This window comes from Bradyrhizobium sp. USDA3516 (assembly GCF_057651995.1).
In genome coordinates this window covers 112821-137513 of record NZ_JBYGYN010000006.1, presented here as the reverse complement: position 1 = coordinate 137513, position 24693 = coordinate 112821, and the positions used below count along the sequence as shown (strand labels likewise).

Below are 24693 nucleotides of genomic sequence, written 5' to 3'. Positions count from 1 at the left end.
CATGATCCGGACCCGGACGGCCGCGTTAGCGCAAAGTGTGGAGCGGTTTTCCTTCGCGACAAACGCGGAACGCGTTTGCGCGGAGATCATGCTCCAGAAATAGAGCCGCTCAGGTCGTCAGCACGGTCTCGGTGTGCTCGACCTCGGGAGGCGCGGCAAAATATTGGCCGACCAGGCCGCGCCATTCCGTGAAATTCTCCGAGCCGCGGAAGTCCACGGTGTGGTTCTCCAGCGTCTCCCATTTCACCATCAGCCGGTAACGCTGCGGCTTCTCGATCGACTTGTGCAGCTCGAAGCCGTGAAAGCCCTTGGAGCGGCCGAAAGCGGCCTTGGCCTTGGCAACGGCCGCCTCGAAGTCCTTCTCGCTGCCCGGCTTGACGTCGATTTGCGCGATCTCGGTGATCATCGGTTTCCACCCTTTTGTTGATGGCCGTGTCTACCGCAGACGGCGACAAAGAAAAAGGCGCCGAAGCGGCGCCCTGCCCGGCCTGGAAATGCAGGCCTGTCAGGCGAACAGCAGGACCGTGCCCGCGACGATCAGTGCACAGCCTACGAACAACACGAACGGCCAGTAGCTGCGTTCCCGCGTGTAGCGTCCTTGCGCGCGGCGCTCGGTGATCAGCGCCGTCTCGTATTCATCGGCGGTGGAGAACAGACAGGCGAAACCGCCGCGGGCCGAGGCAGCCTCGGCTTCGAGCGACATCAGGGCGGCTTGCGGATTCTGTCGACGGATCGATTCCATGACCACGATGGTAGGGATCGAATGGTAAACAGAGATTTACCGCAAGCCCGCCCTGCATTCTTACGCGGTGGCCGGACGCGCCTGCGGTGCGGCGGTGCGCGCCGCGCTCTGGCGGCGCCAGTTCTCCAGCGACAGCGGCAGCTCCTCGGCTGCCTCGACGCGGTTACGGCCGCCGCGCTTGGCCTGGTAGAGCGCGGTATCGGCCGAGGCCAGCAGCACCTCGAGCTCGGTGCCGGCCGGACCTCCGGCAACGCCGATGCTGACGGTGGTGTCGACCGGGCCTTCGTCGACGACCACGCCGGAGGTCTCGAACGCCTCGCGCACGCGTTCGGCGACCAGCACGCCCTCCTCCAGCGAGCATGGCAACAGCGCGGCGAACTCCTCGCCGCCGATCCGGCCCGACAGGTCGGAGATGCGCAAATTGCTGACCACGACGGTGGAGAACAGCTTCAGCATCTCGTCGCCGGCGGGATGGCCGAAGCGGTCGTTGATCGACTTGAAATGGTCGATGTCGAAGATCATCACGGTCACCGGCCGCCCGGCCTTGGCCTCGCGCTCGATCACGCGCGCACAAGCTTCCGAGAAGCCGCGCCGGTTGAGCATGCCGGTCAAGGGATCGGTCGATGCCGCAGTGCGGTGCGCCGTGACGGTGCGTTCCGACACCAGCATGAAGATCACGAACACGGTACCGACGGCATAGAGTATGAGCTCGACCGCGAACACGGTGACCCAGATGCTCGAGGAGAAGCCGGCATCATGCGGGCGCAGGAAGCTGCCGATCAGGATCGGCAGCATCAACACGCAGCCGTGCATCACCGGCATCACGAAGGCGGGCCAGCGCCGTTGCACGCTCTTGCGCCGTTCGGTCCAGAGCTCGCTCGCGGTCAGCGCCGCGTACACCGAGACGATGCCGGCACCGACGAGCATGCGCAGCATCGATGCCGCGGGATCGAGCAGCGTCGCAGCAGCGACCCAGGCGAGCGCGCCGAGCACGAGCCCCGGCCAGTTCGGCTTGCGACCGTGGAAGACGCGCGCTGCGTTCCAGACCATGCCGCAGGCGACGAAACCGACGGCGTTCAGTGCGAGGTAAATGTGCGGCCCCAGCCTGTCGCCCGCCGCGGTCCATAGTGCGACGGAGGCGGCACCGAGCAGATAGGCGGTGCCCCACCATTTCAGCGCCGGGCTGTTCTCCTGCTTGCCGAAAAACACCATCATGGCGCCGAGCAGTGCGGCGACCATGGTAGCGACCAAATAGAGCGTGATGCTATCGAGCGACATCATGTCGGCCCCCTCTAGAACATAGCAGTTACGCGATCGGCCCAGCCGATTTGCGCGCCCTTCCGAAGGCGACGCTAGGTCTCGCGGGTTCCATTCAGGTTTTCGCCGATCCCTAAGTTTTCGGGAAACACGCCATCAATTTGCATACAAACGAACAACAAAAAGGGCGCTGAAATCAGCGCCCTTTTGCATCTCATTGAAGCCGCTTTCGCGGCGAATGCGACGAAAGCGATTAACGCTTCGAGAACTGGAAGGAGCGGCGAGCCTTGGCCTTGCCGTACTTCTTGCGCTCGACCACGCGCGAGTCGCGGGTGAGGAAGCCGCCCTTCTTGAGCACGCCGCGCAGCTCCGGCTCGAAATAGGTGAGCGCCTTGGAGATGCCGTGACGGACCGCGCCGGCCTGGCCGGACAGGCCGCCGCCGGCGACGGTGCAGATCACGTCGTACTGGCCCGAACGCTGGGCCACGGAGAACGGCTGCTCGATCATCATGCGCAGCACGGGACGGGCGAAATAGACCTCGACCTCGCGCGAGTTGACGGTGACCTTGCCGGCGCCCGGCTTGATCCAGACGCGGGCGACCGCGTCCTTGCGCTTGCCGGTGGCGTAAGCGCGGTTGAACTTGTCGACCTTCTTCTCGTGCTTGGGCGCCTCGGGCGCGGCCGCCGTCTTGAGCTGCGAGAGCTGGTCGAGCGACTGAATGGATTCGGCCATGTTATGCGGCCCTCGTGTTCTTGCGGTTCAACTTGGCGATATCGATCTTCTCGGGCTGCTGCGCCTCGTGCGGATGATCGGCGCCGCCGTAGACACGGAGGTTGCCCATCTGCACGCGGCCGAGCGGACCACGCGGGATCATGCGCTCGACGGCCTTCTCGAGCACGCGCTCGGGATGCTTGCCTTCGAGGATCTGGCGCGCGGTGCGCTCCTTGACGTGGCCGACGTAACCGGTGTGCTTGTAGTAGGTCTTCTGCTCGCGCTTGCGACCGGTGAGGACCGCATGCTGCGCGTTGATGATGATGACGTTGTCGCCGCAATCGACGTGCGGGGTGTAGGTCGGGAGGTGCTTGCCGCGCAGGCGCATGGCGACGATGGTGGCGAGGCGGCCGACGACGAGACCCTTGGCGTCGATCAGTACCCACTTCTTCGTCACCTCAGCCGGCTTTGCCGAAAAGGTTTTCATGTCGGAGTTTCCGTGGACGGGAGATATCGGCGCGAACACCGCGCCTGACTGCGCGGGTTTCTAGAGAAGAGAGGCGCAACGGTCAATGCCTCAGAGCGCAAATTAGCAACATAAAATCAATGACTTAAAAATATGGTGCGATATTACCTGCGAAAAGCTCAAACATTTGGAATGGAATAGGTCGAGGTGACATGGGCGATCGGATCGGGCGAGGTCCCCGACAAGAGATTCACCTCCCCGACGGCAAGGCGCTTGCCGAGCTTGAGCAGCCGGGCCTCGGCGAGCACATCCTGCCCGGGCTGGCCCTTGCGCAGGAAGTTGATGTTGAGATTGGTGGTGACGGCGAGCCCGATCGGCCCGATCGCGGACAGCAGCACCACGTACATGGCGAAATCCGCGAGCGCCATCAGCGTCGGGCCGGACACGGTTCCGCCGGGGCGCAACATCCGCTCGCTGTAACGCTGGCGCAAAAGGCTGGTCTGGCCGTCCGCGCTCTCGATCGTGATGTCGTCACCGCTGAAGGCCTGGGGAAACTCGAGACGGAGGAACTGCTCCAGCTCCGCCACGCTCATTTTCGCTAACGCCATGCCGTCCCCACCCTCGCTTCGCCTGCCCTGTTACATTAAGTTATCGGTGTCATCCAATTGCAATCATTTAGCGGAAATCGCGTCAATGTCCGTCCAGGCCGCCCGCGCCCCCACCCCGCAACCGCCGATCCTGCTGCGCGAGACGGTCGGCCCCATCGCGGTCCTGACACTCAACCGGCCGGTTGCGCGCAACAGCCTGTCGGCGGCGATGATCGCAGCCCTGCATGGCGAGCTTGACGAGATCCGCGACGACAAGGCCGTCCGCGGCGTCGTGATCGCGGCCAACGGTCCTGCTTTCTCCGCCGGCCACGACATGAAGGAGCTGACCGCGCACCGCACCGACCCGGACCGCGGCCGCGCGTTCTTCGCCGAGATGATGAACGCCTGCAGCGCGATGATGCAGGCGGTCGTACATCTGCCGAAGCCCGTGGTCGCGGCCGTCCAGGGCATCGCGACCGCCGCCGGCTGCCAGCTCGTCGCCAGCTGCGATCTCGCGATCGCATCGCAGGAAGCGAAATTCGCCACACCCGGCGTCGACATCGGCCTGTTCTGCTCGACGCCGATGGTGGCGCTGTCGCGCAACGTCCCGCGCAAGCAGGCCATGGAGATGCTGCTGACGGGCGAGCCCGTCACGGCGGACCGCGCCCGCGAGATCGGCCTCGTCAACCGCGTCGTTCCCGCCGGCACCGAACTCGGCGCCGCGATCGAGCTCGCGCAACAGGTCGCGTTGAAATCCGCCTACACGATCAAGCTCGGCAAGGAGGCCTTCTACCGCCAGGCCGAGATGAGCCTTGCGGACGCCTATCGCTATGCCGCAGAGGTGATGACCGAGAACATGATGGCGCGCGACGCCGAGGAAGGCATCGGCGCCTTCATCGAGAAGCGCGCGCCGACATGGCGGGATGAGTGACCCCCGCCAACAAGAAAAGATAAGTGATGAACCACGACGCCTATCCCGACAATTACATCCGCGGCATCCTCAACGGCGTGAAATCGATCGCGATGGTCGGGGCCTCGCCGGTCAACGTGCGGCCGAGCTATTTCGCGTTCAAATACCTGATGCAGCGCGGCTACGACATGATCCCGGTCAATCCCGGCCATGTCGGCAAGGAGCTGCTCGGCAAGCCGTTCGTCGCGTCACTGTCGGACATCGGCCGTCCCGTCGACATGATCGACATCTTCCGCAACTCCAGCCACATCATGCCGGTCGTCGAGGAGGCGCTGACGCTCGACCCGCTGCCGAAGGTGATCTGGATGCAGCTCGGCGCGCGCGACGACGCGGCGGCGAGGAAAGCGGAATCAGTCGGCATCAAGGTGGTCATGAACCGCTGCCCCAAGATCGAATATGGCCGCCTGTCGTCGGAAATCTCGTGGATGGGCGTGAACTCGCGCACGCTCAGCTCCAAGCGCGCCCCGGCGCCGACGCAGGGCATGCGGCTGTCCCTCAATCGGATGAGTGTCGGCGGCGGCGACACCGCCGCTTCCGATCGCGCTGCGAAGAACAAGAGCGAGCAAAGCTGACGCACTTGCGAAGGTTTCGTTTCGCGAACGCGACAATGCGTAGCACGATCGTTCCGATGTGAAGCGGCGCCTTGACGCCAAGCGTCTCGCCGATCAGCATGCCGCGCGATTTTCAAGCCACAAGAACAGGACGCCCTCAATGAGCGATCGCCTTCCGGGATTTTCAACGCTTGCCGTGCATGCCGGTGCACAGCCCGACCCCACCACCGGCGCGCGCGCGACTCCGATTTATCAAACGACCTCTTTCGTCTTCAACGATGCCGATCATGCCGCCTCGCTGTTCGGCCTGCAGGCGTTCGGTAACATCTATACCCGCATCGGCAATCCCACCAATGCGGTGCTGGAAGAGCGCGTCGCCGCGCTCGAAGGCGGCACGGCCGCGCTCGCGGTCGCCTCCGGCCATGCCGCGCAAGTCGTGGTGCTGCAGCAATTGCTGCAGCCCGGCGACGAATTCATCGCCGCGCGCAAGCTCTATGGCGGCTCGATCAACCAGTTCACGCACGCCTTCAAGAGCTTCGGCTGGAACGTGGTGTGGGCCGATCCTGACGACATCGCAAGCTTCGAGCGCGCGGTGACGCCGCGCACGAAGGCGATCTTCATCGAATCCATCGCCAACCCCGCCGGCAGCATCACCGACATCGAGGCGGTCTCGACCGTGGCACGCAAGGCGGGCGTGCCGCTGATCGTCGACAACACGCTGGCCTCGCCCTATCTGATCCGTCCGATCGATCACGGCGCCGACATCGTCGTGCACTCGCTGACGAAGTTCCTCGGCGGCCACGGCAACTCGCTCGGCGGCATCATCGTCGACGCCGGCACCTTCGACTGGTCGACGGGGGGCAAATATCCGATGCTGTCGGAGCCGCGCCCCGAATATCACGGCATCCGGCTGCAGGAGACCTTTGGCAATTTCGCCTTCGCAATCGCCTGCCGCGTGCTCGGCCTGCGCGACCTCGGCCCGGCGCTGTCGCCGTTCAACGCCTTCATGATCCTGACCGGCATCGAAACGCTGCCGCTGCGCATGCAGAAGCACTGCGACAATGCCAAAGCCGTTGCCGAATACCTCGCCGGACATCCGGCGGTGGCCTCGGTGAGCTATGCCGGGCTGCCGAGCGACAAGTACAACCAGCTCGCGCGCAAATACGCACCAAAGGGCGCCGGCGCGGTGTTCACCTTCAGCCTGAAGGGCGGCTATGACGCCGGCGTCAGCCTGGTGTCGAAGCTGCAGCTGTTCTCGCACCTCGCCAATGTCGGCGACACCCGCTCGCTGGTGATCCATCCGGCCTCGACCACGCACAGCCAGCTCGACGATGCCGCCAAGATCAAGTCCGGCGCCGGCCCGGACGTGGTCCGGATCTCGGTCGGCATCGAGGACAAGGAAGACCTGATCGCGGATCTGGAACAGGCGCTGGGGGCTTGAACCTGGAGTCGTTCCGGGGCCGTGCAAAGCACCGAACTCTGGTGCGCAATTGCGCACCTGAGAACCTCGATATTGTCGGGTTATCTCGAGATTCCGGGTTCGGTCCTACGGACCGCCCCGGAATGACGGGACTCGATTAACCCTCATTAACCATACCTGCCCCATATATCGTGCTTGGATCCCCTTTGATTCGGAGCCGACGATGCTGCGCTGGATGGTGCCCGCCCTGGCAGTGATGCTGACGGCCTCGTCTGCAATGGCCGCCGATCTGCCGGCGACGCCGAAGCGGCGCGCCGCCGGGCCGCCGCAGGACCCGCCACAGGTCTATGTCGAAACCGATCCGGATGCGCTGATCTCGCCGGCCTACGGCATCGGCAGCTACATCCGCAATCTGCCGGGCACGCCGCTGTTGCCGGGCTCTCACACCTTGCCTGGATATTACGGCCGCCCCTGGAGCTACGATTATCAGGGCGCCTATTACGGCGGGAAGCAGGTCGATTATTTCTGGCGCCTGCCCTATGCGTGCGGCGTCTACGGCTATTGCTGATCAGCCGGGCTGATGGTGATCAGCCGGGCGCGCCCACGGGCACCGCGCGCGGCTGCGTCTGCGCAGACTGCCGTGACGCGAGCCGCTCGACTTGGATCACTGCGAGCGTCAACACCACGATCGCAACCGCCTGGTGGCTCAGCGCAAGAGCGATCGGCACCTGGTTGAGAAGCGTGAGGATGCCGAGCACCGCCTGCACGCTCACCGCCGCGAACAGCCACAGCGCGCCGCTTGCTGCTGCGCCCGCGCGCGAGCGCACCGCGTCGAACGCGTGCAGCAGCGCCAGCACGAATAGCGCATAGGCGGTCATGCGGTGCTCGAACTGCACGGTCAGCACGTTGTCGAACATGTTGCGCCACCACGGCGTCTCGAACCATAGCCGCTCCGCCGACGGAATGAGCGCCCCGTCGATCTCGGGCCAGGTGTTGAAGGCCCGCCCGGCACGCAGGCCCGCGACCAGCGCGCCGAAATAGATCTGCACGAAGGTCACGACGAGCAGCACCGCGCTCGTGAACCGCAGCCGAACCGGTGCTGCGATCTGCGGTCGCTCCTCGAGCCGCCGCACGGTCCAGACGATGCCCGCGAAGATCAGGAGCGCGAGCGAAAGATGCGTCGCCAGCCGATATTGCGACACCTCGGTGCGTTCCGTCAGGCCCGAGGCGACCATCCACCAGCCGACCGCCCCCTGGAGGCCGCCGAGCGCGAACAGCAGCCACAGCCTGCGCTTCAGCTCACCTGACAGTCCGCCGCGCCAGAGGAAGAACAGGAACGGCAGCAGATAGGCGACGCCGATGAAGCGACCGAGCAGCCGGTGGCTCCACTCCCACCAGAAGATCGTCTTGAATTCGGACAGGCTCATGCCGGCATTGAGCTCGCGGTACTGCGGGATCTTCTTGTAGGCCTCGAATGCCTCGGCCCACGCCGCTTCCGACAGCGGCGGAACTGTGCCCGTCACCGGCTTCCATTCGACGATCGACAGGCCCGATTCCGTCAGCCGTGTCGCGCCGCCGACCAGCACCATCAGCGCGATCAGCGCGGCCACGACGATCAGCCACCAGCGCACGGCGCGATGCGGCTCGGATGGGGCGGAATTCGTCGTCATTTCAAGGACAAAACCAAGCCTGTGGCGAAGAGACTTGAACCGGATTGCGTGCCCCTTATAGTCCCCCGCTCCCGCAGCGCAAGTTACGCGAAAGCCTTAAAGTCCCCGCCATGACGATCCGCACCCGCAAGTTCCTCGGCGCCATCCTGCTCCTGGTGCTGGCCACCGTCTGGGCCCTGCTCGGCATGGCGGCGGCGCAGATGCCGTGGATCGCCGAATCCGGCTGGCGGCAGGCGATCTACTACGTCGTGGTCGGCATGGGCTGGGTGCTGCCGGCGATGCCGATCGTCAGCTGGATGCAGCGGCCCGATCGCGTCAGGTCCGGCTCGTAGCGCTCCCGGTCGGCCGCACCCGCGCAAAGGCGGCGCCCGACACCAGCACGCGCAGCATCCGCAGCGAGCGCATGCGCCCGTCCCAGGAGATGCGCGGCAGCGCGCGCAAGTTCGTCCGTCCCTCCGCCTCCACGATGCCGGGGATCGTCGAGGCCGCGCTGGCGAAGCCCGCCTCCTCCGCCATCACGACGTGGCTGCGCCGGAACGAAGCGCGGTCGCCGAACGGAAAGGCGAAATGCCTGATCTCGCGGTTGAAGGCCGATTCTGCCACGGCCTTGCCCATCGTCATCTCGCGCAGTGCGGCTGCGTCCTTCATGTTGGCCAGGACCGGATAGTTCACCGTTGCGCTGCCGATGGTCACGAGCGGATCGGCGGCGAGCCTGGCGAGGTGTTCCCAATCCATCGACGCCTCGCGCGAGAGCGCGGCGAGGTCGATCCGGTAGCGGGTGCAGAGATCGGCGATCGCTGCCGACAGGTCCGCCGGCGGCAGCGAGCGCAGCCAGCTCTCCAGATACGAGAACAGCGCGTGCTTCCCGGCGTTGTCCGCGACGGTGAAACGCTGGGCCTTCTCGCCCATCATCAGGTCGATGCGGCTCTCGCGCGCGATCACCTGCTCCAGGGCAAGCCACCAGGCCTCGCCGACGCCGTCGGGAAAGGCGGTCGGCACATAGATCGTGAAGGGCACGGCGTGACGCGCCAGCACCGGATAGGCGAAGGTGACGAGATCCTTGCCGGCGCCATCGAAGGTCAGCGCCACGAACCGCCGCTTCTCCGGCAGCGTCACCGCGCGCCGGCAGACCTCGTCCATGCCGACAAAATCGTACTTCCAACGCTTCAGCGCGCGGATGGCGCGATCGAGGAATTGCGGCGTGATCTCGTGCTCGCGCAGCGGCTGAAATCCGCGCCGCCGCGGCCGCACGTAGCGGAAGCGCAGGATGGCGCCGGCACCGCGCCTGCGCAGCATGGCCTGGCCGGTGAACCAGGCCAGCTCGAGGCGCAGCCGTTCCAACCATCTGTCGTCGGAAGCCAAAATCCCACCCTTCGCGCGCGCCGGCGGTCAGTTCCCTCTGCAGTGTCATTACCCTTTGTTGACCTTTGTTTGCAAAGGTCGGCCACAGGCCGAAATACGTATTTTCGTTTTTCTCGACAGGTTTCGCGAATGACCATGGCTGCGGCGATGCAAAGCCGGACGGCAGAAGCGCCAGCGCGGTCGAGAGCGAGCCGTATCGCACAGGTCGACATCGTCACCGATCTCGCCGAGGTCGAGGCGGTCTGGCGCGGCTTCGAGGCCAGTGGCCATCTTTTCACGCCCTACCAGCGCTTCGACCTGCTCGCCCCCTGGCAGCGGCTGGTCGGGGCCCGTGAAGGTGCCCGTCCCTTCATCGTGATCGCCCGCGACGCCGAGCGCCGGCCGCTCCTGCTGCTGCCGCTCTCGCTGCGCCAGGGCCACGGCGTGCGCACCGCCGGCTTCATGGGCGGCAAGCACACGACCTTCAACATGGGCCTGTGGAACGCCGAGTTTGCGGCAGAGGCCGCCAGCGCCGATCTCGATGCGCTGCTTGCGCCGCTCGATGAGCACGTCGACGTGCTCGCGCTGACGCAGCAGCCCGAGCGCTGGCACGACCAGCCGAACCCGTTTGCAGCCCTGCCGCGGCAGCGCGCGATCAACGGCTGTCCGCGCCTCGTGATGGAGCCGGGCGGCCCGCCGGCATCGCGGATCAGCAATTCCCTCCGCCGCCGCCTCAAGAGCAAGGAAAAGAAGCTTCAGTCCCTCGCCGGCTACCGCTATCACCTGGCCACGTCGGACGCGGACATCATTCGCCTGCTCGACTGGTTCTTCCGCGTCAAGCCGGCTCGGATGGCGGAGCAGAAGCTCCCCAACGTCTTCGCCGAACCCGGCGTCGAGCAGTTCGTCCGCAGCGCCTGTCTCGCGCCGCGCGGCGAAGGTCATGTCATCGACATCCATGCGCTGGAATGCGACGAGGAGGTGATCGCGATCTTCGCCGGCGTCGCCGACGGCGAGCGCTTCTCGATGATGTTCAACACCTACACGATGTCCGAGCACGCCCGCTACAGCCCCGGCCTGATCCTGATGCGCTACATCATCGACCGCTACGGCGAGCGCGGCTACCGCTCGCTCGACCTCGGCATCGGCTCGGACGATTACAAGCGGATGTTCTGCAAGGACGACGAGGAGATCTTCGACAGCTTCGTCCCCCTGACCTCGCGCGGCAAGCTCGCGGCCATGGCGATGTCCTCGCTCAGCCACGGCAAGCGGCTGGTGAAGCAGAACCAGATGCTGTTCGACATGGCCCGGCGGCTGCGGCAGGCGTTCGGGTAACGGGGACGTGTCCTAGCTTCGTAGGGTGGGCAAAGCGGAGCGTGCCCACGCCTTCTATTACCGTATTGGATGGGTGGTGGGCACGGCGCAAGTGCGCCTTTGCCCAACCTACGATGTCTCGGCACCCTCTCCCACAAGGGAAGAGGGAAAGAGAAGCTACGCCGCCACCACGCGCGGGGAGTCCACTGCATCCGAGGCCTGCACCGGCTTGCTCAGCATCGCCACCGCGCTGAAGCCGACGGCTCTCAGCTGCTCGCACATTTGCGTGCGCGCATCCGCTGCCATCGCGGCATCGGGCACCACGACGGCGCGGGCATGCGCCGTGAGCAGCTCGGCCGGAAGGTCGGAGGCGCTGCCGGCGTCGATCAGCACGTGATCGTAAGCCCGCAGCAGCGCGTCGATCGCGAGCGCGACGCGCGGCGACTGCAGCAGGCTGCGATCGAAGCCGGGACGACCGGCCATCACCAGGTGCAGCCGCGACAGCCTGTCCCGGGTGATCACTTGCGCGAACGAGGCCTCGCCCTGCATCAGCTCGGCAAGCCCGGGAGCCTGCGCATCGGCGGAGACTGCGGCAATCGTCGGCGAGGACGCGGCGAGATCGACCACGACGACGCGGGCATCGCGCGCCAGGTTCCGCGCCAGCGTCAGCGTCGACAGCGTGATGGCCTCGCCCGGCGCCGTGCCGAGCACCGTGACCTTCTTGGCCGCAGCGCCCGCGGCACGCAGTTCGTCGGCCAGGCGCTCGATCTCGGCGAATTCACTCGTATCCAAGTCGGTCGCCATCTCCGGCTGCAGCGGCGCGGGCTCCGCCAACACCGGATCCAACATGGGTTCGCTGCGCCTGTCGATTGCGGGCTCGCGGGCCTGCTGAACGGCCAGCGGCTCCTGGCGGACCGGTGCCTGCGCCAAGCCCATTGCCGCGCGCGGCGCGGTCTGGCGCAGCAGCTCGCCGGTGACGACGACGCCGGACGAGAGCAGCAGCGTTGCGATCGTCGCGATCAGTACGATCGGCAGCTTCTTCGGATAGGCCGGCGTGTTCGAGACGATGCCCCGCGAGATGATGCGGCCGTCGGTCGGCGCGGTGTCGATGGTCTCGCGGGTGTTGGCCTCGCGGTACTTGGCGAGATAGGTCTCGAGCAGATCGCGCTGCGCCTTGGCCTCGCGCTCGAGCGCGCGGAGCTGGACGTCCTGGCCGTTGGTGGAGGCCGCCTGCTTCTTGAGCTGCTCGAGGCTGGTGGTCAGACCGTCGACCCGGCCACTTGCGATGCGGGCGTCGTTCTCGAGCGAGCGCGAGATCTTGGCCGCTTCGTCGCGGATCTGATTGTCGAGGTCGCCGAGCTGCGCCTTCAGCTCCTTGATCCGGGGATGATTGCCGAGCAGCGTCGACGATTGCTCGGCGAGCTGGGCGCGCAGCGTGACCCTCTGCTCCGACAGTCGGCGCATCAATTCGGAGTTCACGACCTCGGATGCCTCGATCGGCTTGCCGCTCTGGAGCATCTCCTTGATCAGCCTGGCCTTGGATTCCGCATCCGCCTTCATCGAGCGCGCATTGTTGAGCTGGGTGTTGACCTCGCCCATCTGCTGGTTCGACAGCGTCGTGTTGTTGGTACCGATGAACAGGCTGGACTTGGAACGGAAGTCCTCGACCCTGGCTTCGGCGTCCGAGACCTTCTTGCGCAAACTCTCGATCTCGCCGGCCAGCCATTGGCTGGCGTTCTTGGCCTGCTCCTGGCGCGCGGCCTGCTGCAGCACGAGATAGCCGTCGGCGATCGAGTTGGCGACGCGCGCGGCGAGTTCGGGATCGGCGGACTGGAATTCGACCACGATCACGCGCGATTTGTCGACGGCGTAGGCCTGGAGGCGCTCGTAATAGGAATCGAGCACGCGCTCTTCCGGCGTCATCGCGAACGGATCGCGGCCGATGCCGACGAGCGCGGCAAGCGACTTCAGCGGCGAGATGCCCTGGAGGACGGGATCGAATTCGGGACGCTCGGCGAGCTTGTTCTTCCTGATGATCTCGCGCGCCAGATCGCGCGACAGCACCAGCTGCACCTGGCTGGTGACGGCCTCGGCATCGAGCGCCTGCCGCTCCTCGGTGCGGTCGCCGTTCGGACGCAGGAACACGTTCTCGCGGCCATCGATCAGGATGCGGGTTTCGGACTTGTAGCGCGGCGTGACGAGATTGACGATGGCGAGCGAGGCCACGAGCGCCAGCACCGTCGGCACGACGACCCAGCTGCGCTTGCGCGCCAGGGCCGCTCCGAGCGCGTGCAGGTCGATGTCGCCGGGTTCGACCTGCGCAGGCTTGGCAATGACGCGCGCGGGCTTCGCTTCGATCTTGGCCTCAACCTTGGCTTCGATCTTTTCGGCCTTCGCTTCGCTCTTTTCAGTCTTCGCTTCGCTCTTGGGCGCAGCTTCGCCTTTGGACTTCGCGACGGCCCGCTCGATCACAGCCTTGTCCTTGCCGGCACGCCAGAACGCTAAACGCATCGAACACTCCCGCAGGGCAATGCTGCGACTTTACCTCAACCGAGGCGATTACACTCCATTAAGGTTGCCGCTGGGTTAATCTCGACGACACGCCCCTTGCGCGCGTCGACCCGTCACCGTTTGTTAACCACGAGGCCCCTTAATCCATCTCGATTATTTCGCGAGAATTGTTCGGCAGTCGCCGTCGAGCTGGTTTTGATCATGCCCCCCTCTCCCGACCGGCCGCTTCGCATCCTTCACGCCGTGCGCGCACCCGTCGGCGGCATCTTCCGTCACATCCTCGACGTCGCCAACGGCCAGGTCGACCGCGGCCATCATGTCGGCATCCTCGCCGACAGCCTCACCGGCGGCGAGCGCGCCGACAAGGCGCTGACCGAGCTCGCACCGCGCTTGAAGCTCGGCGTACACCGCATGGCGATCCGCCGCGAACCGTCGCCGGACGACGTCCTGGTATGGCTCCGCATGCAGCGGCTTATCGCCGCGCTCAAGCCCGACGTGCTGCACGGCCACGGCGCCAAGGCCGGCGCCTTCATCCGCATGCGGCGACGGTCGGATGACGCGATCCGGATCTACACCCCGCATGGCGGCTCGCTGCATTATCCGCTCAACACCTTCAAGGGCGAGTTCTACGCGCGGCTCGAACGCGCGCTAATGGGCTCGACGGACCTGTTCCTGTTCGAGAGCGTCTTTGCCCGCGACACCTATCAGCGCATCGTCGGCACGCCCAAGGGCGTGGTGCATTGCGTCTTCAACGGCGTGACGCCGGAGGAATTCGAGCCGGTCGTCACCGCCGAGGATGCGACCGACCTCTGCTATGTCGGCGAGTTCAGGCACATCAAGGGCGCCGACCTGCTGGTCGACGCCGTGGCGCGCCTGCACGAAGGCGGCAAGAAGGTCACGCTCACGCTTGGCGGCGACGGCGAGGAGACGGCCGCGCTGAAGGCGCAGGTCGAGCGGCTCAGCCTGGCGAACGCCATCCGCTTCATCGGTCACGTCAAGGCGCGCTACGGCTTCTCCAAGGGGCGGCTGCTCGTCGTCCCCTCGCGCGGAGATTCCATGCCTTACGTCGTGATCGAGGCCGGCGCCGCGGGCATTCCGATGATCGCATCCAAGATCGGTGGCATCCCCGAGATCCTGGGCGCCGACAGCCCGGCGCTGTTCGCGCCCAGCAATCCCGAGGCGATGGCGGAGGCGATCGCCGCAGCGCTGGACGATCCGCAAACCACCGCGCAACGCGCACTCTCCCTGCGCGAGCGCATCTCGGCGCATTTCTCGCAAGCCGCGATGGTCGAGGGCGTGCTCGCCGGCTATCGCGACGCATTTGCCAATCATTAACCATCCTTAAGTCCAGCTTTAGAGAATCTTCCGATTTGTTCGATAATCGAAGCGCCAGGGATGCTTGCCCGGGCGCGCAAGGCCGTGCCGCGGGCTCTGGAATGGACGTGAACGCCCGTGGAACCGCTCAACGCACGCTCGATGCTCGATGCCGCGGCCAGCGCTGCGGCAAAGCCTGCTGACCAGCCCTTCGTGGAGCGCCGTCGCCGGCTCTCGCCTGCGGCGCTCGAGGTCGTTAACCAGAAGGTCGCCCGCGCCTATTCGCCGATCGTGATCACCGGCTTCGTGCGCCTGGCCGATTTCGCGCTGCTGAGCCTCGTCGGCATCGCTGTCTATCTCGGCTACGTCATGCCGCTCGCGGGGGCGTTCAGCTGGATCTACCCAGCCGAGGTCGTCGCCGTCGCCATCGCCGCCGTGATCTGCTTCCAGGCCGCCGACATTTACCAAGTGCAGCTGTTCCGTGGTCAGCTCCGGCAGATGACGCGGATGATCTCGTCCTGGTCGTTCGTCTTCCTGCTCTTCATCGGCATTTCCTTCTTCGCCAAGTTCGGCAGCGAAATCTCGCGGCTGTGGCTCGCCGCGTTCTACTTCCTCGGACTCGCCGCGTTGATTGCCGAGCGCCTGGTGCTGCGCGCGCTGGTCCGCGCTTGGGCGCGCCAGGGCCGGCTCGACCGCCGCACCATCATCGTCGGCTCCGACAGCAATGGCGAGCAGCTGGTCGAGGCGCTGAAGGCGCAGGAGGATTCCGACATCCACGTGCTCGGCGTGTTCGACGATCGCAACGACAGCCGCGCGCTCGACACCTGCGCCGGCGCGCGCAAGCTCGGCAAGGTCGACGACATCGTCGAGTTCGCCCGCCGCACCCGCGTCGACCTCGTGCTGTTCGCACTGCCGATCTCGGCGGAGACGCGGATCCTGGAGATGCTCAAGAAGCTCTGGGTGCTGCCGGTCGACATCCGCCTCTCCGCCCACACCAACAAGCTGCGCTTCCGGCCCCGCTCCTATTCCTATCTCGGCGAGGTGCCGACGCTCGACGTGTTCGAGGCGCCGATCACCGATTGGGACCTGGTGATGAAATGGCTGTTCGACCGTATCGTCGGCGGCCTCGCGCTGATCGCAGCGCTGCCGGTGATGGGATTGGTCGCGCTCGCCGTGAAGCTCGACAGCCCCGGCCCGGTGCTGTTCCGCCAGAAACGCTTCGGCTTCAACAACGAGCGCATCGACGTCTACAAGTTCCGTTCGATGTATCACCATCAGGCCGATCCGACCGCCTCGAAGGTCGTGACCAAGAACGATCCGCGCGTCACCCGCGTCGGCCGCTTTATCCGCAAGACCAGCCTGGACGAGCTGCCGCAGCTCTTCAACGTGGTGTTCGCAGGCAATCTGTCGCTGGTCGGCCCGCGACCGCATGCGGTGCAGGGCAAGCTGCAGAGCCGGTTGTTCGACGAAGCCGTCGATGGCTATTTCGCCCGCCACCGCGTCAAGCCGGGCATCACCGGCTGGGCCCAGATCAACGGCTGGCGCGGCGAGATCGACAACGAAGAGAAGATTCAGAAGCGCGTCGAGTTCGACCTCTATTACATCGAGAACTGGTCGGTGCTGTTCGACCTCGTCATTCTCCTGAAGACGCCGATCTCGCTGCTGACCAAGAACGAGAACGCGTATTGAATTTCTCTGTCATGCCCCGCGAAGGCGGGGCATCCAGTACTCCGCAGCGGCAGCTGTTCTGCGCAATGCCCGCCGCGGAGTACTGGATCGCCCGGTCAAGCCGGACGATGACGGCGTCGTGTGGCGTGCGAGTAGCGTGAGCGTGTGATGGCGTATGCGGCGACAGCCGGTGGAGTGAACGTAGCCGCAACGGCCGCGCCCGGCGTGCTGGCGCTGCAGCGCGCGCTGGTGTGGCTGGTCGGCGCCTCCGGCGCCATCGTCTTCATCGAGCCGAGCCCTTACGAGATCGCGACGCTGCTCGCGACCGTCACCTTCTTTGCCACCGGCCTGCGGCTGCGGCTCGTGCTGATGCCGCTGGTGTTGATGCTGATCCTGCTCAATGTCGGCTACACCATCAGCGCGATTCCGCTGTTGGAGCGGACGGAGGTGGTGAGCTGGATCGCGACCTCCTGGTACATGGCGGTGACCGTATTGTTCTTCGCCATGGTCATGTCCGAGGACACCGAGGCCCGGCTCGACATGCTCCGCCGCGGCCTCATGGTCGGCGCGATGATTGCCTCGCTGCTGGCGATCGCCGGCTACTTCCACCTGGTTCCCGACGGCAACGATCTCCTCACGCTGTACGGCCGCGCGCGCGGCACGTTCAAGGACCCGAACGTGCTCGGCGCCTACCTGATCCTGCCGGCGCTGTTCGCGCTTCAGAGCGTGGTCTCCGACAAATTGGCCAAGGCCTTCCGCAACGTCATCGCCTTCGGCATCATGTCGCTGGCGATCCTGCTCGCCTTCTCGCGCGCCGCCTGGGGCGGCCTGGTGCTGACCTCCGCTTTCATGCTGGCGCTGATGGTGCTGACCAGCCGCACCAATGCGCAACGCTCGCGCATCGTCATCATGGCGATCGTCGCCGCGGTGCTCGGCCTCGCGCTGATCGCCGTGCTGCTGTCGCTCGATGCCACGGCCGAGATGTTCAAGCAGCGCGCGAGCTTCGGCCAGAGCTATGACGAAGGCCGCTTCGGCCGGTTCGGCCGGCACATCCTGGGGGCGGAGATGGCGCTCGATCTGCCGTTCGGCATCGGTCCACTGCAATTCAACCGCTACTTCCCCGAGGACACTCACAACTCCTACCTCAACGCCTTCATGTCCGGCGGCTGGCTCGCCGGCGTATGTTATCCCGCGCTGGTCCTCACCACCGTCATCATGGGTTTCCGCCACGTCTTCATCCGTGTGCCGTGGCAGCGCGCCTACCTCGCGATCTTTTCCGCCTTCCTCGGCACCGTCGGCGAAAGCTTGGTGATCGACACCGACCACTGGCGGCACTTCTGGATGATGCTCGGCGCTGTGTGGGGCATGATCGCGGCCGCGCAGCTCTACAAGGCTAGGGCTGGCGAGGACGCCTAGACCCTATGTCTCCACCTTGAACGTCAGCCCGGCATTGTCCTGCAGCCGCTTGATCAGCTTGTGCTGCATCGCGGCTCCCGGCGTCCAGAAGCCGGCGGGAACGTCGCTCGCGTCGCGTAGCAGGCAGATCGCGCATTCGGATATCATCTTGGAGGTCGAGCCGTAGCCGGGGTCGCGGTCGCCGGTGACGCCGGCGCGGACCATGCGGCCGTCGGGGGCGATCGCGACATAGAGCAGATCGAACAGGCCGTTCTCCCGCTCCTCCTTCGACGGCCCCTCGCCCGGCTTCGGCGCGTTGGGGCCGGTCTTCTCGGCATTGGCCGCCATCACGCGCTTGGCGTTGGCTTCACCCTTCTCGCCGGGACCGGTCAGCACCATCTCGTCGTAGACGAAGTCCTTCCCGTAGGGAAAGCCCATCAGCATGTTGGAGCGATGGACGTTGCGGGTGTTGATCAGCGCCATCATGAACGGCGCGGCCCAGGATTGCAGATCCTCCTCGTAAGCGGCCCGGTTGCCCTTGGGCTGTTTCGGGCCGGTGAAGCCAGGCGTCAGTGCGAAGTGGTCGTTGAGGATGGCGACGAGGCTGAGGTCCTTGGCGACCGCATCGAAGGTCGCCTTCGCGCTCGCCGCGGTGCCGCCCGACAGCGTGCCGCGCATGTCGCGCACGCGGCCCTTCACGCGGGGGGCCGGCGCGCCGAAGACGCGCTTGGCCTCCTCCTGCACGAAGAAGGTGCCGAGCTCGAACGGCACGGAATCATAGCCGCAGGAGAACACGATGCGCGCGCCGCTGGCCTTGGCCGCCGCCTCGTACTTGTCGATCATCTGCCGCATCCACACCGGCTCGCCGCAGAGATCGAAATAATCGACGCCCGCAGCGACGCAGGCAGCGAGCAGATCCTCGCCGTAAAACTGGTACGGCCCGACCGTCGTGATCACCGACTTGGTCTGCGCCACCATCGCCTTCAGCGACGCCGCATCCGAGGCATCGGCCGTGATCAGCGGCGTGTCGGCCGCCGCGCCGATCGCATCTCGCACCGATGTCAGCTTGTCGAGGCTGCGGCCCGCCATCGCCCATTTCAGCGCCCTGTCGTGCTTGTAATGCGCCGCCAGATATTCGACGACGAGCTGGCCGGTGAAACCGGTCGCGCCGTAGACGACGATGTCGAATTTCGCAGAGCTCATGATCGGCCTTTACTTCTTCGCGTAGCTCACGCCCATGCCGGCACGGACGTCGCTTTGAATGCCATAGGGCGGGATCGGGTAGCGCAGGCCGTTCTTCGCCAGCGCCTTCATGCCTTCGATTGCCTTGGCGAGATGCGACGGCTTCAACGCCATCAGCATCTCCTCATCCGGCACGCCGCCATAGCGCCGTTCGGCATAGCATGGCAAGGACAGGCTGGGCTCCCCCGTCTTGAGCGCCCGCCCCCAGGAATCCGCGCAGGCGGTCTCGCCGACCACGCCCCATTCGAACTTCTTGTAGCCGGTATATTGCAGCCCGTTGATCAGGATGATCATCTGCCCCGGCGTCGCGTAGACGAGGCAGATGTCGGGCGGATCGAGCCGGCCACTGGCGAGCGGGCTGACGGCGAGCGCCTGATAGTGTCCGAACGGAACCACGTCCAGCGCCTCCTGGCGCTTGCGTGCGTCGTCCGCCGTGCCATGCCACACCCCGACATAGTTCTCGCCGGCGAGCCATTTTTCGTCCTGGGGGCTGAGACCGATCACCGCGCGGCATTGCGCGCCTACGAGATCGTCGGCGGTGATGCCGACGGTCCAGCCCAGGCGCGCGGCCATGCTGACGATCTGGTCGGTGGTGTGAATTGCGTTCGGGCGGCGGATCTTCGGGATTGCCTCCATCTCCGCGACGCTCGCGAACAACTTCATGCCGATCACATTCGTCTTCAGCCGCAAGAGGCTGTTGAGATCGGCGACGAGGCCGGCAAGATCGGGCCTGTCTGCACTCTGCTGTTGCATGGCTTCCTCCGCGCCGGCGATCGCGCGCCGTGTTCTTGTCTTGTGACCTCGTTCTAGTCCTTGCCCGGCCCCGGAAGCAACTCGGCGATCCGGCCCATTAGGCGATAAGCCAGAAGGCCGATCCACTCGCGGACGGCGACTTCCGTTCGGCCCAGCCCCTGAGCGCCCATGTTGGTGAAGGAGAACAGATCCTCGCGTCCCCCCATTCGCCAGTCCACCGGATAGGCCTCGACGTCAAATCCGGCCTTGCGGAAGATCCCCATCGAGCGCGGCATATGGAAGGCCGAGGTCACCAGGAGCCAGCGCTCGCCTCGCTTTGGCGATACCAGCTGCTTGGTGAAGATCGCGTTCTCCCAGGTATTGCGGGAGTCGCGTTCGAGGATCAGGCGGTCCTTCGCGATGCCGAGATTCTCCAGGATCGGCGCGGAATAGTCGGCCTCCCTGGCTTCGCTCGACACCAGGTTCGCGGAGCCTCCGGTGAAGACGATGCGCGCATTGGGGTAGCGGCGCGCCAGCTCGGCCGGCGCAAACAGACGATCGGCCGCGTGCGCGACCACCGGCGTGCGATGCGCCGCCGACAGGTCGGTGTCGACCGAGCCGCCGAGCACGATGATGCCGTCGGGCGCGCCGCGCGAGGCGTCCCACGCCGGGAAGCGCGACTCCAGCGGGTAGATCAGGAGATTGCCGAGCGGCGAGAACGCCGCGAGCGCCAGCAGCACCAGCGTGATCACGGCAAGCCTGCGGCCGAATGCGGCAAAGCGCGTCGCCATCAGCACGACAGCGACAATTCCGAGCTCGACCAGAAGATTGATCGGCAGCAGCGCGACGCCGATGGTCTTGGAGAGAGCGAAAAACAGAGGAGCCTCGCTGGAATGATCGTGCCTGCCATGCGCGGGCTTGGCCGGCCCGGCCTTGTTCGGAAATCCTTCTTGAAAGAGGATCGATCGCCGGGTCAAGCCCGGACCGATCAAACCAACCGGACGCGGCCCATGACCCATCATCACCTGCATTCCAGCCCCGACACCTGCCATTGGGGCTTCTTCGAAGCCGCGCTCAAGCCCGTCCTCACCGTGGCCAGCGGCGACGAGGTGACGGTCGACACCATCAGCGGCGGGCCGGATGTGCTGCCTGATCGCGACAAGTTTCACATTCCGCTCGAGATGCACCAGGTTCATGCAACAAGCGAGCGCATGCTGCCGGGCCATATCCTCACCGGTCCGATCGCGGTCGAAGGGGCCGAGCCCGGCGACGTGCTCGCGGTCGAGATCCTCGACGTCCAGCTCCGGCAGGATTGGGGCTGGAACTTGATCAAGCCGCTGTCCGGCACCCTGCCCGACGATTTCCACGAGACGCGCATTCTGAACATCCCGCTCGACCGTACCAGGATGACCGGCCGCATGCCGTGGGGCCTCGACCTGCCGCTCAAGCCGTTCTTCGGCGTGATGGGCGTATCGCCACCGCCAGCTTGGGGCCGCATCTCCTCGCTGATCCCGCGCGCGATGGGCGGTAATCTCGACAACAAGGAGCTCGGAGCCGGCGCGACGCTGTATCTGCCGGTGTTCGTGCCGGGCGCGATGTTCTCCTGCGGCGACGGCCATGGCGTGCAGGGCGACGGCGAGGTCTGCGTCACCGCGATCGAGACCGCGCTGCAAGGCCGCTTCCGTCTGACGTTGCGCAAGGACCTGAAGCTCGACTATCCCCGCGCCGAGACGCCGACGCACTACATGACCATGGCGATGGACCCCGACCTCGACCAATGCGTGGTGCGCGCGTTGCGCGACATGATCGCGCTGCTCGGCGAGATGCGAAATCTGTCCCGCGAGGATGCCTACACGCTGTGCAGCCTCGCCGCCGATCTCCGGGTGACCCAGACCGTCAACGGCGCCAAAGGCATCCATTGCATGATCGAAAAGGCGATCGTGCACGGCTGAGCCGCCGCGCCCTCCCTCTGACCTTCCGACCTCACGCCGCCGCCCGGTCTTTCCCCGCGGCGCGTCGTGGCGCGCCCGATTCTCAAGCGATTCCAATCACGTGAGCTTTCGCCCCAGCGCTGATTTGACTTCCGCCCTCAAACCTAAATAGAGTCTTAATCGTTACTTTTATGTACCCGAGTAAGAGGCTAGCGTTCGGGCCATGGCCACCGAAAAAGCCGAGACTGACCGCATTCCCGTAACCTTGGCGCTCTCGACCATCGCGTATCTGGAGAAGCTGGTGAGACAGGGCACCCACGGCACCAGCGTCCCCGGCGTCGCACGGACATTGATCGAGGAAGGCATCCGTCTCGCCATCAAGGACGGTCTTCTGTCGATCCGCGACAATGGCAGGACGTGAGCGCACCCGGTGCGTGAGGCGGACGGATCTGGAGTGGGCGGATGGCCAGTATCTGCAACCTGGGATCGCCGACACATGCCTGTTCTCTCACCGACCTGGACCGACGAACGAATCGAACTTCTGAAGCAGCACTTCGAGGCCGGCCTCTCCTGTCGCGAGATCGCCGCCGACATCGGCGTCAGCCGCAACGCGGTGATCGGCAAATTGTCGCGACTCAATCTGACGCGCGGCCGGACGGTCAACGACCGCAAGGTGCAGGACAAGGGCCTGGCGCCGGCGCGGATGCGCAAGGCTGTCCCGCGGCTGCAATACGAGATGCTCGCCACGCTCTATGGCGAGACCGATGCGGCGGCGGTCGCAGGCCCGATCGACGAGGCCAACCGCTGCTCGCTGCTGGATCTGTCGGAGAATCGTTGCCGCTGGCCGATCTCGACGCCGGGCGCAGACGATTTCTGCTTCTGCGGCAACACGGCGCCGGACGGCCAGCCCTATTGCGCCGGCCACAGCCGCCTCGCCTATCGGCCGCCGGCGCGCGCCCGCGCGATACGCGGCTGACGCTGCGGTATGGACAATAAAAAACCTCCGGCGGGGCATCGCCGGAGGTTTCTGGAGGCTTAGCATGAAGCTAAGAGCCGCAACTTTCGTATCTGGCTGAGAGCTATATAGCTTAGTAACTCAGGTAAGTAAATAAGTTTGATGAGGTCGAATCGCATGGCACGCCTTCGTGTTCTGCAACGGGCATTCGATTTTCCGAAACGATTGCCGTGAAAAAAACCCCGGCGGTTTCCCGCCGGGGTTCTCGGATCGATTTGCGCGACCGCGGATCAGAAGTTGCGCTGAGCGCGCAGCAGCATGCTCACCGAGTCCTGGTCCTTCAGCTCGTACACGGCCGCCGGCTTCGCAGCGGTGGCAATGCCCGGGCTGGCGATGAACCCGGAGTACTTCTGGTCCAGACGCGACCAGCTCAAGTCGGCAGTGAACGCCAGGCCCTTGACCGGGGTCCACACGGTGTTCACACCGACCACCGCGAAGTTGAAGTCCGGATTACACGTCGAACCGGCCAACCCGATTGCGGCGAAGTTGGTGCAGATCAGGGCTTTGCCCGTGTCGCCGTATCTCAGCTGGCCATAGCCACCGTACACTGCGCTGGCCCAGTTCGGGCTCCAGTTGTGGGTGTAGCCACCACGGACGCCCCAGGTCTTGACGGTATCGATGCCGGTACCGATTCCGAACACGCCATCAGCGAGACCGGCGAACCCGGTGCTCTGATAGGCGCTGCTGCTGCCGCTGAACATGAAGAAGCTCTGCGGGAACAGGCTCTGGAAGTTGTAGCGCGTCGCACCGTCCGTGTAGACGGCTTGCAGGTTGATGACGTCACCCGCACCGGTCGGGATGTTCTTGATCGACAAGGCGCCCTGCACGGCCCAGCCCCACTTGTCGGAGGGATGACCGGTGGCTTCAGTCGCGCCGTAATAGGCTGCATGCAGCTCATGGGCCACGACCGAGATCTGCGCCAGACCCCAGGCCTGGTCGACACGAACCTGACCGATGATGTCGGGCGCACGCGTGCCGCCCCAGGCGCTGGCACCGTAGACGCCGGTCACGAACTGCGCCGCCGTACCCGACGACACGTTCCAGAGGTTCGACTGACCATTGTTCGCCGAGGTCTCGTCCTGCAGCGCGAACGAAGCCGTGATGCCCTGGCCGAAGTCAGCCGTGTAGGCAACCTGGTTCACGCCGTTGACGTGGTTGGAGCCGCCCGGAATGGTATCGGGGCCGCCCGCCGGATAGCTCTGCCACGGGGCGTCGAAGATCGAGACCGTGCGGCCGAAGGTGAAGCCGGCGAACTGGATGAAGGCGTGGTAGAGACCGAGCGAAGCCGAGCTGGTCGAGAACGCCGACGGATTGCTGCCGGTGACGTTCGTGGAGTCGTAGCTGACGACCAGGTCTGCGTAGGTACGAACAACGCCGTATTCGGTCGCCGTGCGGGTATCGATGTTGAAGTCCAGACGAGCGCGGCTGTAGACGTAGTTGGTCAGACGGTTGTTGGACCCGCCGTTCACGGTGCTCGAGCTGTTCCTGAAGCCATAGTCGCCGCCACCGCCGAGAAGCATGTCGGCGCGGACGTAACCACCCAGCTTGATGCAGGTATCGGTGCCCGGCATGTAGTAGAAACCTGCGCCGTAGAGTGAGCAGATCTTCACGTACTCGACCGCCTTGGCCTTGACCGGAAGATCAGCCGCTTGAGCTCCACCGACGGCGATCAGTCCCGCCGCAGTGCCGAGCAAAAGGCTCTTCACCACTTTCATTTAAAACCTCCAAGTTGCTCATTTCACGGAGACCGGACCATCAGGCCCCCCAGATCCCCGTCTCTTCAAATCCGCTCGGCCGCTTCGCGTTTTCGGACGTACCCGCATTCGCGAGGGACGTGAGCGAACCACCTGCAACGGGA

At 65.4% G+C, this 24693-nt stretch carries 25 protein-coding genes; 12 read left to right on the top strand and 13 right to left on the bottom strand.

Annotation, left to right across the window (positions count from 1 at the left end):
* Positions 1-109 precede the first annotated feature (109 nt).
* From AC24YW_RS20105 to AC24YW_RS20080, 6 genes are all read right to left on the bottom strand, one after another.
* On the bottom strand, positions 110-406 hold the full coding sequence (locus tag AC24YW_RS20105) for an antibiotic biosynthesis monooxygenase family protein (RefSeq protein ID WP_027518288.1): 297 nt from the start codon (positions 404-406) through the stop codon (positions 110-112).
* 99 nt (positions 407-505) lie between these two features.
* Complete coding sequence (locus tag AC24YW_RS20100; protein ID WP_487484350.1) at positions 506-742, bottom strand: hypothetical protein; 237 nt, start codon at positions 740-742, stop codon at positions 506-508.
* Positions 743-802: 60 nt separating this feature from the next.
* Positions 803-2023 carry a GGDEF domain-containing protein gene (locus AC24YW_RS20095; protein WP_487484349.1) on the bottom strand — a complete coding sequence of 407 codons (1221 nt, stop codon included), beginning with the start codon at positions 2021-2023 and terminating at the stop codon, positions 803-805.
* A gap of 229 nt (positions 2024-2252) precedes the next feature.
* Complete coding sequence (gene rpsI / locus AC24YW_RS20090; RefSeq protein WP_028178828.1) at positions 2253-2732, bottom strand: 30S ribosomal protein S9; 480 nt, start codon at positions 2730-2732, stop codon at positions 2253-2255.
* 1 nt (position 2733) lies between these two features.
* On the bottom strand, positions 2734-3198 hold the full coding sequence (gene rplM, locus AC24YW_RS20085) for a 50S ribosomal protein L13 (RefSeq protein ID WP_011087726.1): 465 nt from the start codon (positions 3196-3198) through the stop codon (positions 2734-2736).
* A 158-nt stretch (positions 3199-3356) separates the two neighbouring features.
* The gene (locus AC24YW_RS20080) at positions 3357-3785 is read right to left on the bottom strand and encodes a PaaI family thioesterase (RefSeq protein ID WP_487484348.1); all 429 of its coding nucleotides are present in this window, start codon (positions 3783-3785) and stop codon (positions 3357-3359) included.
* A gap of 85 nt (positions 3786-3870) precedes the next feature.
* Here AC24YW_RS20080 and AC24YW_RS20075 point away from each other — a divergent pair, with 85 nt between their 5' ends.
* From AC24YW_RS20075 to AC24YW_RS20060, 4 genes are all read left to right on the top strand, one after another.
* Positions 3871-4695, top strand: coding sequence for an enoyl-CoA hydratase (locus AC24YW_RS20075; protein ID WP_487484347.1), 825 nt, complete (start codon positions 3871-3873; stop codon positions 4693-4695).
* Positions 4696-4721: 26 nt separating this feature from the next.
* Positions 4722-5306 carry a CoA-binding protein gene (locus AC24YW_RS20070; protein WP_487484346.1) on the top strand — a complete coding sequence of 195 codons (585 nt, stop codon included), beginning with the start codon at positions 4722-4724 and terminating at the stop codon, positions 5304-5306.
* 139 nt (positions 5307-5445) lie between these two features.
* On the top strand, positions 5446-6726 hold the full coding sequence (locus AC24YW_RS20065) for an O-acetylhomoserine aminocarboxypropyltransferase (protein WP_487484345.1): 1281 nt from the start codon (positions 5446-5448) through the stop codon (positions 6724-6726).
* Between the two features lie 202 nt (positions 6727-6928).
* The gene (locus tag AC24YW_RS20060) at positions 6929-7273 is read left to right on the top strand and encodes a hypothetical protein (RefSeq protein ID WP_487484344.1); all 345 of its coding nucleotides are present in this window, start codon (positions 6929-6931) and stop codon (positions 7271-7273) included.
* Between the two features lie 19 nt (positions 7274-7292).
* On the opposite strand, the gene AC24YW_RS20055 is transcribed toward AC24YW_RS20060, so the two are convergent.
* A complete protein-coding gene (locus AC24YW_RS20055) occupies positions 7293-8375 on the bottom strand; it encodes a COX15/CtaA family protein (protein WP_487484343.1) in 1083 nt (360 codons plus the stop codon).
* A gap of 110 nt (positions 8376-8485) precedes the next feature.
* Here AC24YW_RS20055 and AC24YW_RS20050 point away from each other — a divergent pair, with 110 nt between their 5' ends.
* A complete protein-coding gene (locus tag AC24YW_RS20050) occupies positions 8486-8707 on the top strand; it encodes a DUF2842 domain-containing protein (RefSeq protein WP_197949956.1) in 222 nt (73 codons plus the stop codon).
* On the opposite strand, the gene AC24YW_RS20045 is transcribed toward AC24YW_RS20050, so the two are convergent.
* Positions 8691-9737, bottom strand: coding sequence for a polysaccharide deacetylase family protein (locus tag AC24YW_RS20045; RefSeq protein WP_487484342.1), 1047 nt, complete (start codon positions 9735-9737; stop codon positions 8691-8693). The genes AC24YW_RS20050 and AC24YW_RS20045 overlap by 17 nt on opposite strands.
* 129 nt (positions 9738-9866) lie before the next feature.
* Here AC24YW_RS20045 and AC24YW_RS20040 point away from each other — a divergent pair, with 129 nt between their 5' ends.
* Positions 9867-11048 (top strand): GNAT family N-acetyltransferase, encoded by a 1182-nt coding sequence (locus AC24YW_RS20040; RefSeq protein WP_487484341.1) that lies wholly within the window; start codon positions 9867-9869, stop codon positions 11046-11048.
* A 156-nt stretch (positions 11049-11204) separates the two neighbouring features.
* Here AC24YW_RS20040 and AC24YW_RS20035 read toward each other — a convergent pair whose 3' ends face one another.
* The gene (locus AC24YW_RS20035; RefSeq protein WP_487484340.1) at positions 11205-13538 is read right to left on the bottom strand and encodes a GumC family protein; all 2334 of its coding nucleotides are present in this window, start codon (positions 13536-13538) and stop codon (positions 11205-11207) included.
* Positions 13539-13739: 201 nt separating this feature from the next.
* On the opposite strand from AC24YW_RS20035, the gene AC24YW_RS20030 reads away from it, so the two are divergent.
* The 3 genes from AC24YW_RS20030 (at position 13740) to AC24YW_RS20020 (ending at position 17936) form a co-directional block, all read left to right on the top strand.
* Positions 13740-14873 (top strand): glycosyltransferase family 4 protein, encoded by a 1134-nt coding sequence (locus AC24YW_RS20030; protein WP_487484339.1) that lies wholly within the window; start codon positions 13740-13742, stop codon positions 14871-14873.
* A gap of 117 nt (positions 14874-14990) precedes the next feature.
* The gene (locus AC24YW_RS20025) at positions 14991-16541 is read left to right on the top strand and encodes an undecaprenyl-phosphate glucose phosphotransferase (protein WP_487484338.1); all 1551 of its coding nucleotides are present in this window, start codon (positions 14991-14993) and stop codon (positions 16539-16541) included.
* Positions 16542-16688: 147 nt separating this feature from the next.
* Complete coding sequence (locus AC24YW_RS20020; RefSeq protein ID WP_487484337.1) at positions 16689-17936, top strand: O-antigen ligase family protein; 1248 nt, start codon at positions 16689-16691, stop codon at positions 17934-17936.
* Positions 17937-17939: 3 nt separating this feature from the next.
* Here AC24YW_RS20020 and AC24YW_RS20015 read toward each other — a convergent pair whose 3' ends face one another.
* Genes AC24YW_RS20015 through AC24YW_RS20005 form a run of 3 tightly spaced genes read right to left on the bottom strand, consistent with a single transcriptional unit; the run spans position 17940 to position 20731 of the window.
* The gene (locus AC24YW_RS20015) at positions 17940-19118 is read right to left on the bottom strand and encodes a saccharopine dehydrogenase family protein (RefSeq protein WP_487484336.1); all 1179 of its coding nucleotides are present in this window, start codon (positions 19116-19118) and stop codon (positions 17940-17942) included.
* Between the two features lie 9 nt (positions 19119-19127).
* The gene (locus AC24YW_RS20010) at positions 19128-19910 is read right to left on the bottom strand and encodes a DUF169 domain-containing protein (RefSeq protein WP_487484335.1); all 783 of its coding nucleotides are present in this window, start codon (positions 19908-19910) and stop codon (positions 19128-19130) included.
* A gap of 53 nt (positions 19911-19963) precedes the next feature.
* Positions 19964-20731, bottom strand: a complete 768-nt coding sequence (locus AC24YW_RS20005) for a YdcF family protein (RefSeq protein WP_487484625.1) — start codon at positions 20729-20731, stop codon at positions 19964-19966.
* Between the two features lie 168 nt (positions 20732-20899).
* Here AC24YW_RS20005 and AC24YW_RS20000 point away from each other — a divergent pair, with 168 nt between their 5' ends.
* The 3 genes from AC24YW_RS20000 to AC24YW_RS19990 all read left to right on the top strand — a co-directional run bounded on the left by AC24YW_RS20000 (position 20900) and on the right by AC24YW_RS19990 (position 22796).
* Positions 20900-21841: an acetamidase/formamidase family protein gene (locus AC24YW_RS20000; protein WP_487484334.1), complete on the top strand. Its 942-nt coding sequence runs from the start codon at positions 20900-20902 to the stop codon at positions 21839-21841.
* A 202-nt stretch (positions 21842-22043) separates the two neighbouring features.
* The gene (locus AC24YW_RS19995) at positions 22044-22241 is read left to right on the top strand and encodes a hypothetical protein (protein ID WP_024341172.1); all 198 of its coding nucleotides are present in this window, start codon (positions 22044-22046) and stop codon (positions 22239-22241) included.
* Positions 22242-22316: 75 nt separating this feature from the next.
* Positions 22317-22796: a GcrA family cell cycle regulator gene (locus AC24YW_RS19990; RefSeq protein ID WP_487484333.1), complete on the top strand. Its 480-nt coding sequence runs from the start codon at positions 22317-22319 to the stop codon at positions 22794-22796.
* Between the two features lie 269 nt (positions 22797-23065).
* Here the strand turns inward: AC24YW_RS19990 and AC24YW_RS19985 are convergent, their stop codons facing one another.
* Positions 23066-24550, bottom strand: coding sequence for a porin (locus tag AC24YW_RS19985; RefSeq protein WP_487484332.1), 1485 nt, complete (start codon positions 24548-24550; stop codon positions 23066-23068).
* Positions 24551-24693 lie beyond the last annotated feature (143 nt).

Coding starts and splice junctions, on each gene's coding strand:
- AC24YW_RS20105 (WP_027518288.1), bottom strand. CDS start 406: ATGATCACCGAGATCGCGCAAATCGACGTCAAGCCGGGCAGCGAGAAG.
- AC24YW_RS20100 (WP_487484350.1), bottom strand. CDS start 742: ATGGAATCGATCCGTCGACAGAATCCGCAAGCCGCCCTGATGTCGCTC.
- AC24YW_RS20095 (WP_487484349.1), bottom strand. CDS start 2,023: ATGATGTCGCTCGATAGCATCACGCTCTATTTGGTCGCTACCATGGTC.
- rpsI (WP_028178828.1), bottom strand. CDS start 2,732: ATGGCCGAATCCATTCAGTCGCTCGACCAGCTCTCGCAGCTCAAGACG.
- rplM (WP_011087726.1), bottom strand. CDS start 3,198: ATGAAAACCTTTTCGGCAAAGCCGGCTGAGGTGACGAAGAAGTGGGTA.
- AC24YW_RS20080 (WP_487484348.1), bottom strand. CDS start 3,785: ATGGCGTTAGCGAAAATGAGCGTGGCGGAGCTGGAGCAGTTCCTCCGT.
- AC24YW_RS20075 (WP_487484347.1), top strand. CDS start 3,871: ATGTCCGTCCAGGCCGCCCGCGCCCCCACCCCGCAACCGCCGATCCTG.
- AC24YW_RS20070 (WP_487484346.1), top strand. CDS start 4,722: ATGAACCACGACGCCTATCCCGACAATTACATCCGCGGCATCCTCAAC.
- AC24YW_RS20065 (WP_487484345.1), top strand. CDS start 5,446: ATGAGCGATCGCCTTCCGGGATTTTCAACGCTTGCCGTGCATGCCGGT.
- AC24YW_RS20060 (WP_487484344.1), top strand. CDS start 6,929: ATGCTGCGCTGGATGGTGCCCGCCCTGGCAGTGATGCTGACGGCCTCG.
- AC24YW_RS20055 (WP_487484343.1), bottom strand. CDS start 8,375: ATGACGACGAATTCCGCCCCATCCGAGCCGCATCGCGCCGTGCGCTGG.
- AC24YW_RS20050 (WP_197949956.1), top strand. CDS start 8,486: ATGACGATCCGCACCCGCAAGTTCCTCGGCGCCATCCTGCTCCTGGTG.
- AC24YW_RS20040 (WP_487484341.1), top strand. CDS start 9,867: ATGACCATGGCTGCGGCGATGCAAAGCCGGACGGCAGAAGCGCCAGCG.
- AC24YW_RS20035 (WP_487484340.1), bottom strand. CDS start 13,538: ATGCGTTTAGCGTTCTGGCGTGCCGGCAAGGACAAGGCTGTGATCGAG.
- AC24YW_RS20030 (WP_487484339.1), top strand. CDS start 13,740: ATGCCCCCCTCTCCCGACCGGCCGCTTCGCATCCTTCACGCCGTGCGC.
- AC24YW_RS20020 (WP_487484337.1), top strand. CDS start 16,689: ATGGCGTATGCGGCGACAGCCGGTGGAGTGAACGTAGCCGCAACGGCC.
- AC24YW_RS20015 (WP_487484336.1), bottom strand. CDS start 19,118: ATGAGCTCTGCGAAATTCGACATCGTCGTCTACGGCGCGACCGGTTTC.
- AC24YW_RS20010 (WP_487484335.1), bottom strand. CDS start 19,910: ATGCAACAGCAGAGTGCAGACAGGCCCGATCTTGCCGGCCTCGTCGCC.
- AC24YW_RS20000 (WP_487484334.1), top strand. CDS start 20,900: ATGACCCATCATCACCTGCATTCCAGCCCCGACACCTGCCATTGGGGC.
- AC24YW_RS19995 (WP_024341172.1), top strand. CDS start 22,044: ATGGCCACCGAAAAAGCCGAGACTGACCGCATTCCCGTAACCTTGGCG.
- AC24YW_RS19990 (WP_487484333.1), top strand. CDS start 22,317: ATGCCTGTTCTCTCACCGACCTGGACCGACGAACGAATCGAACTTCTG.
- AC24YW_RS19985 (WP_487484332.1), bottom strand. CDS start 24,550: ATGAAAGTGGTGAAGAGCCTTTTGCTCGGCACTGCGGCGGGACTGATC.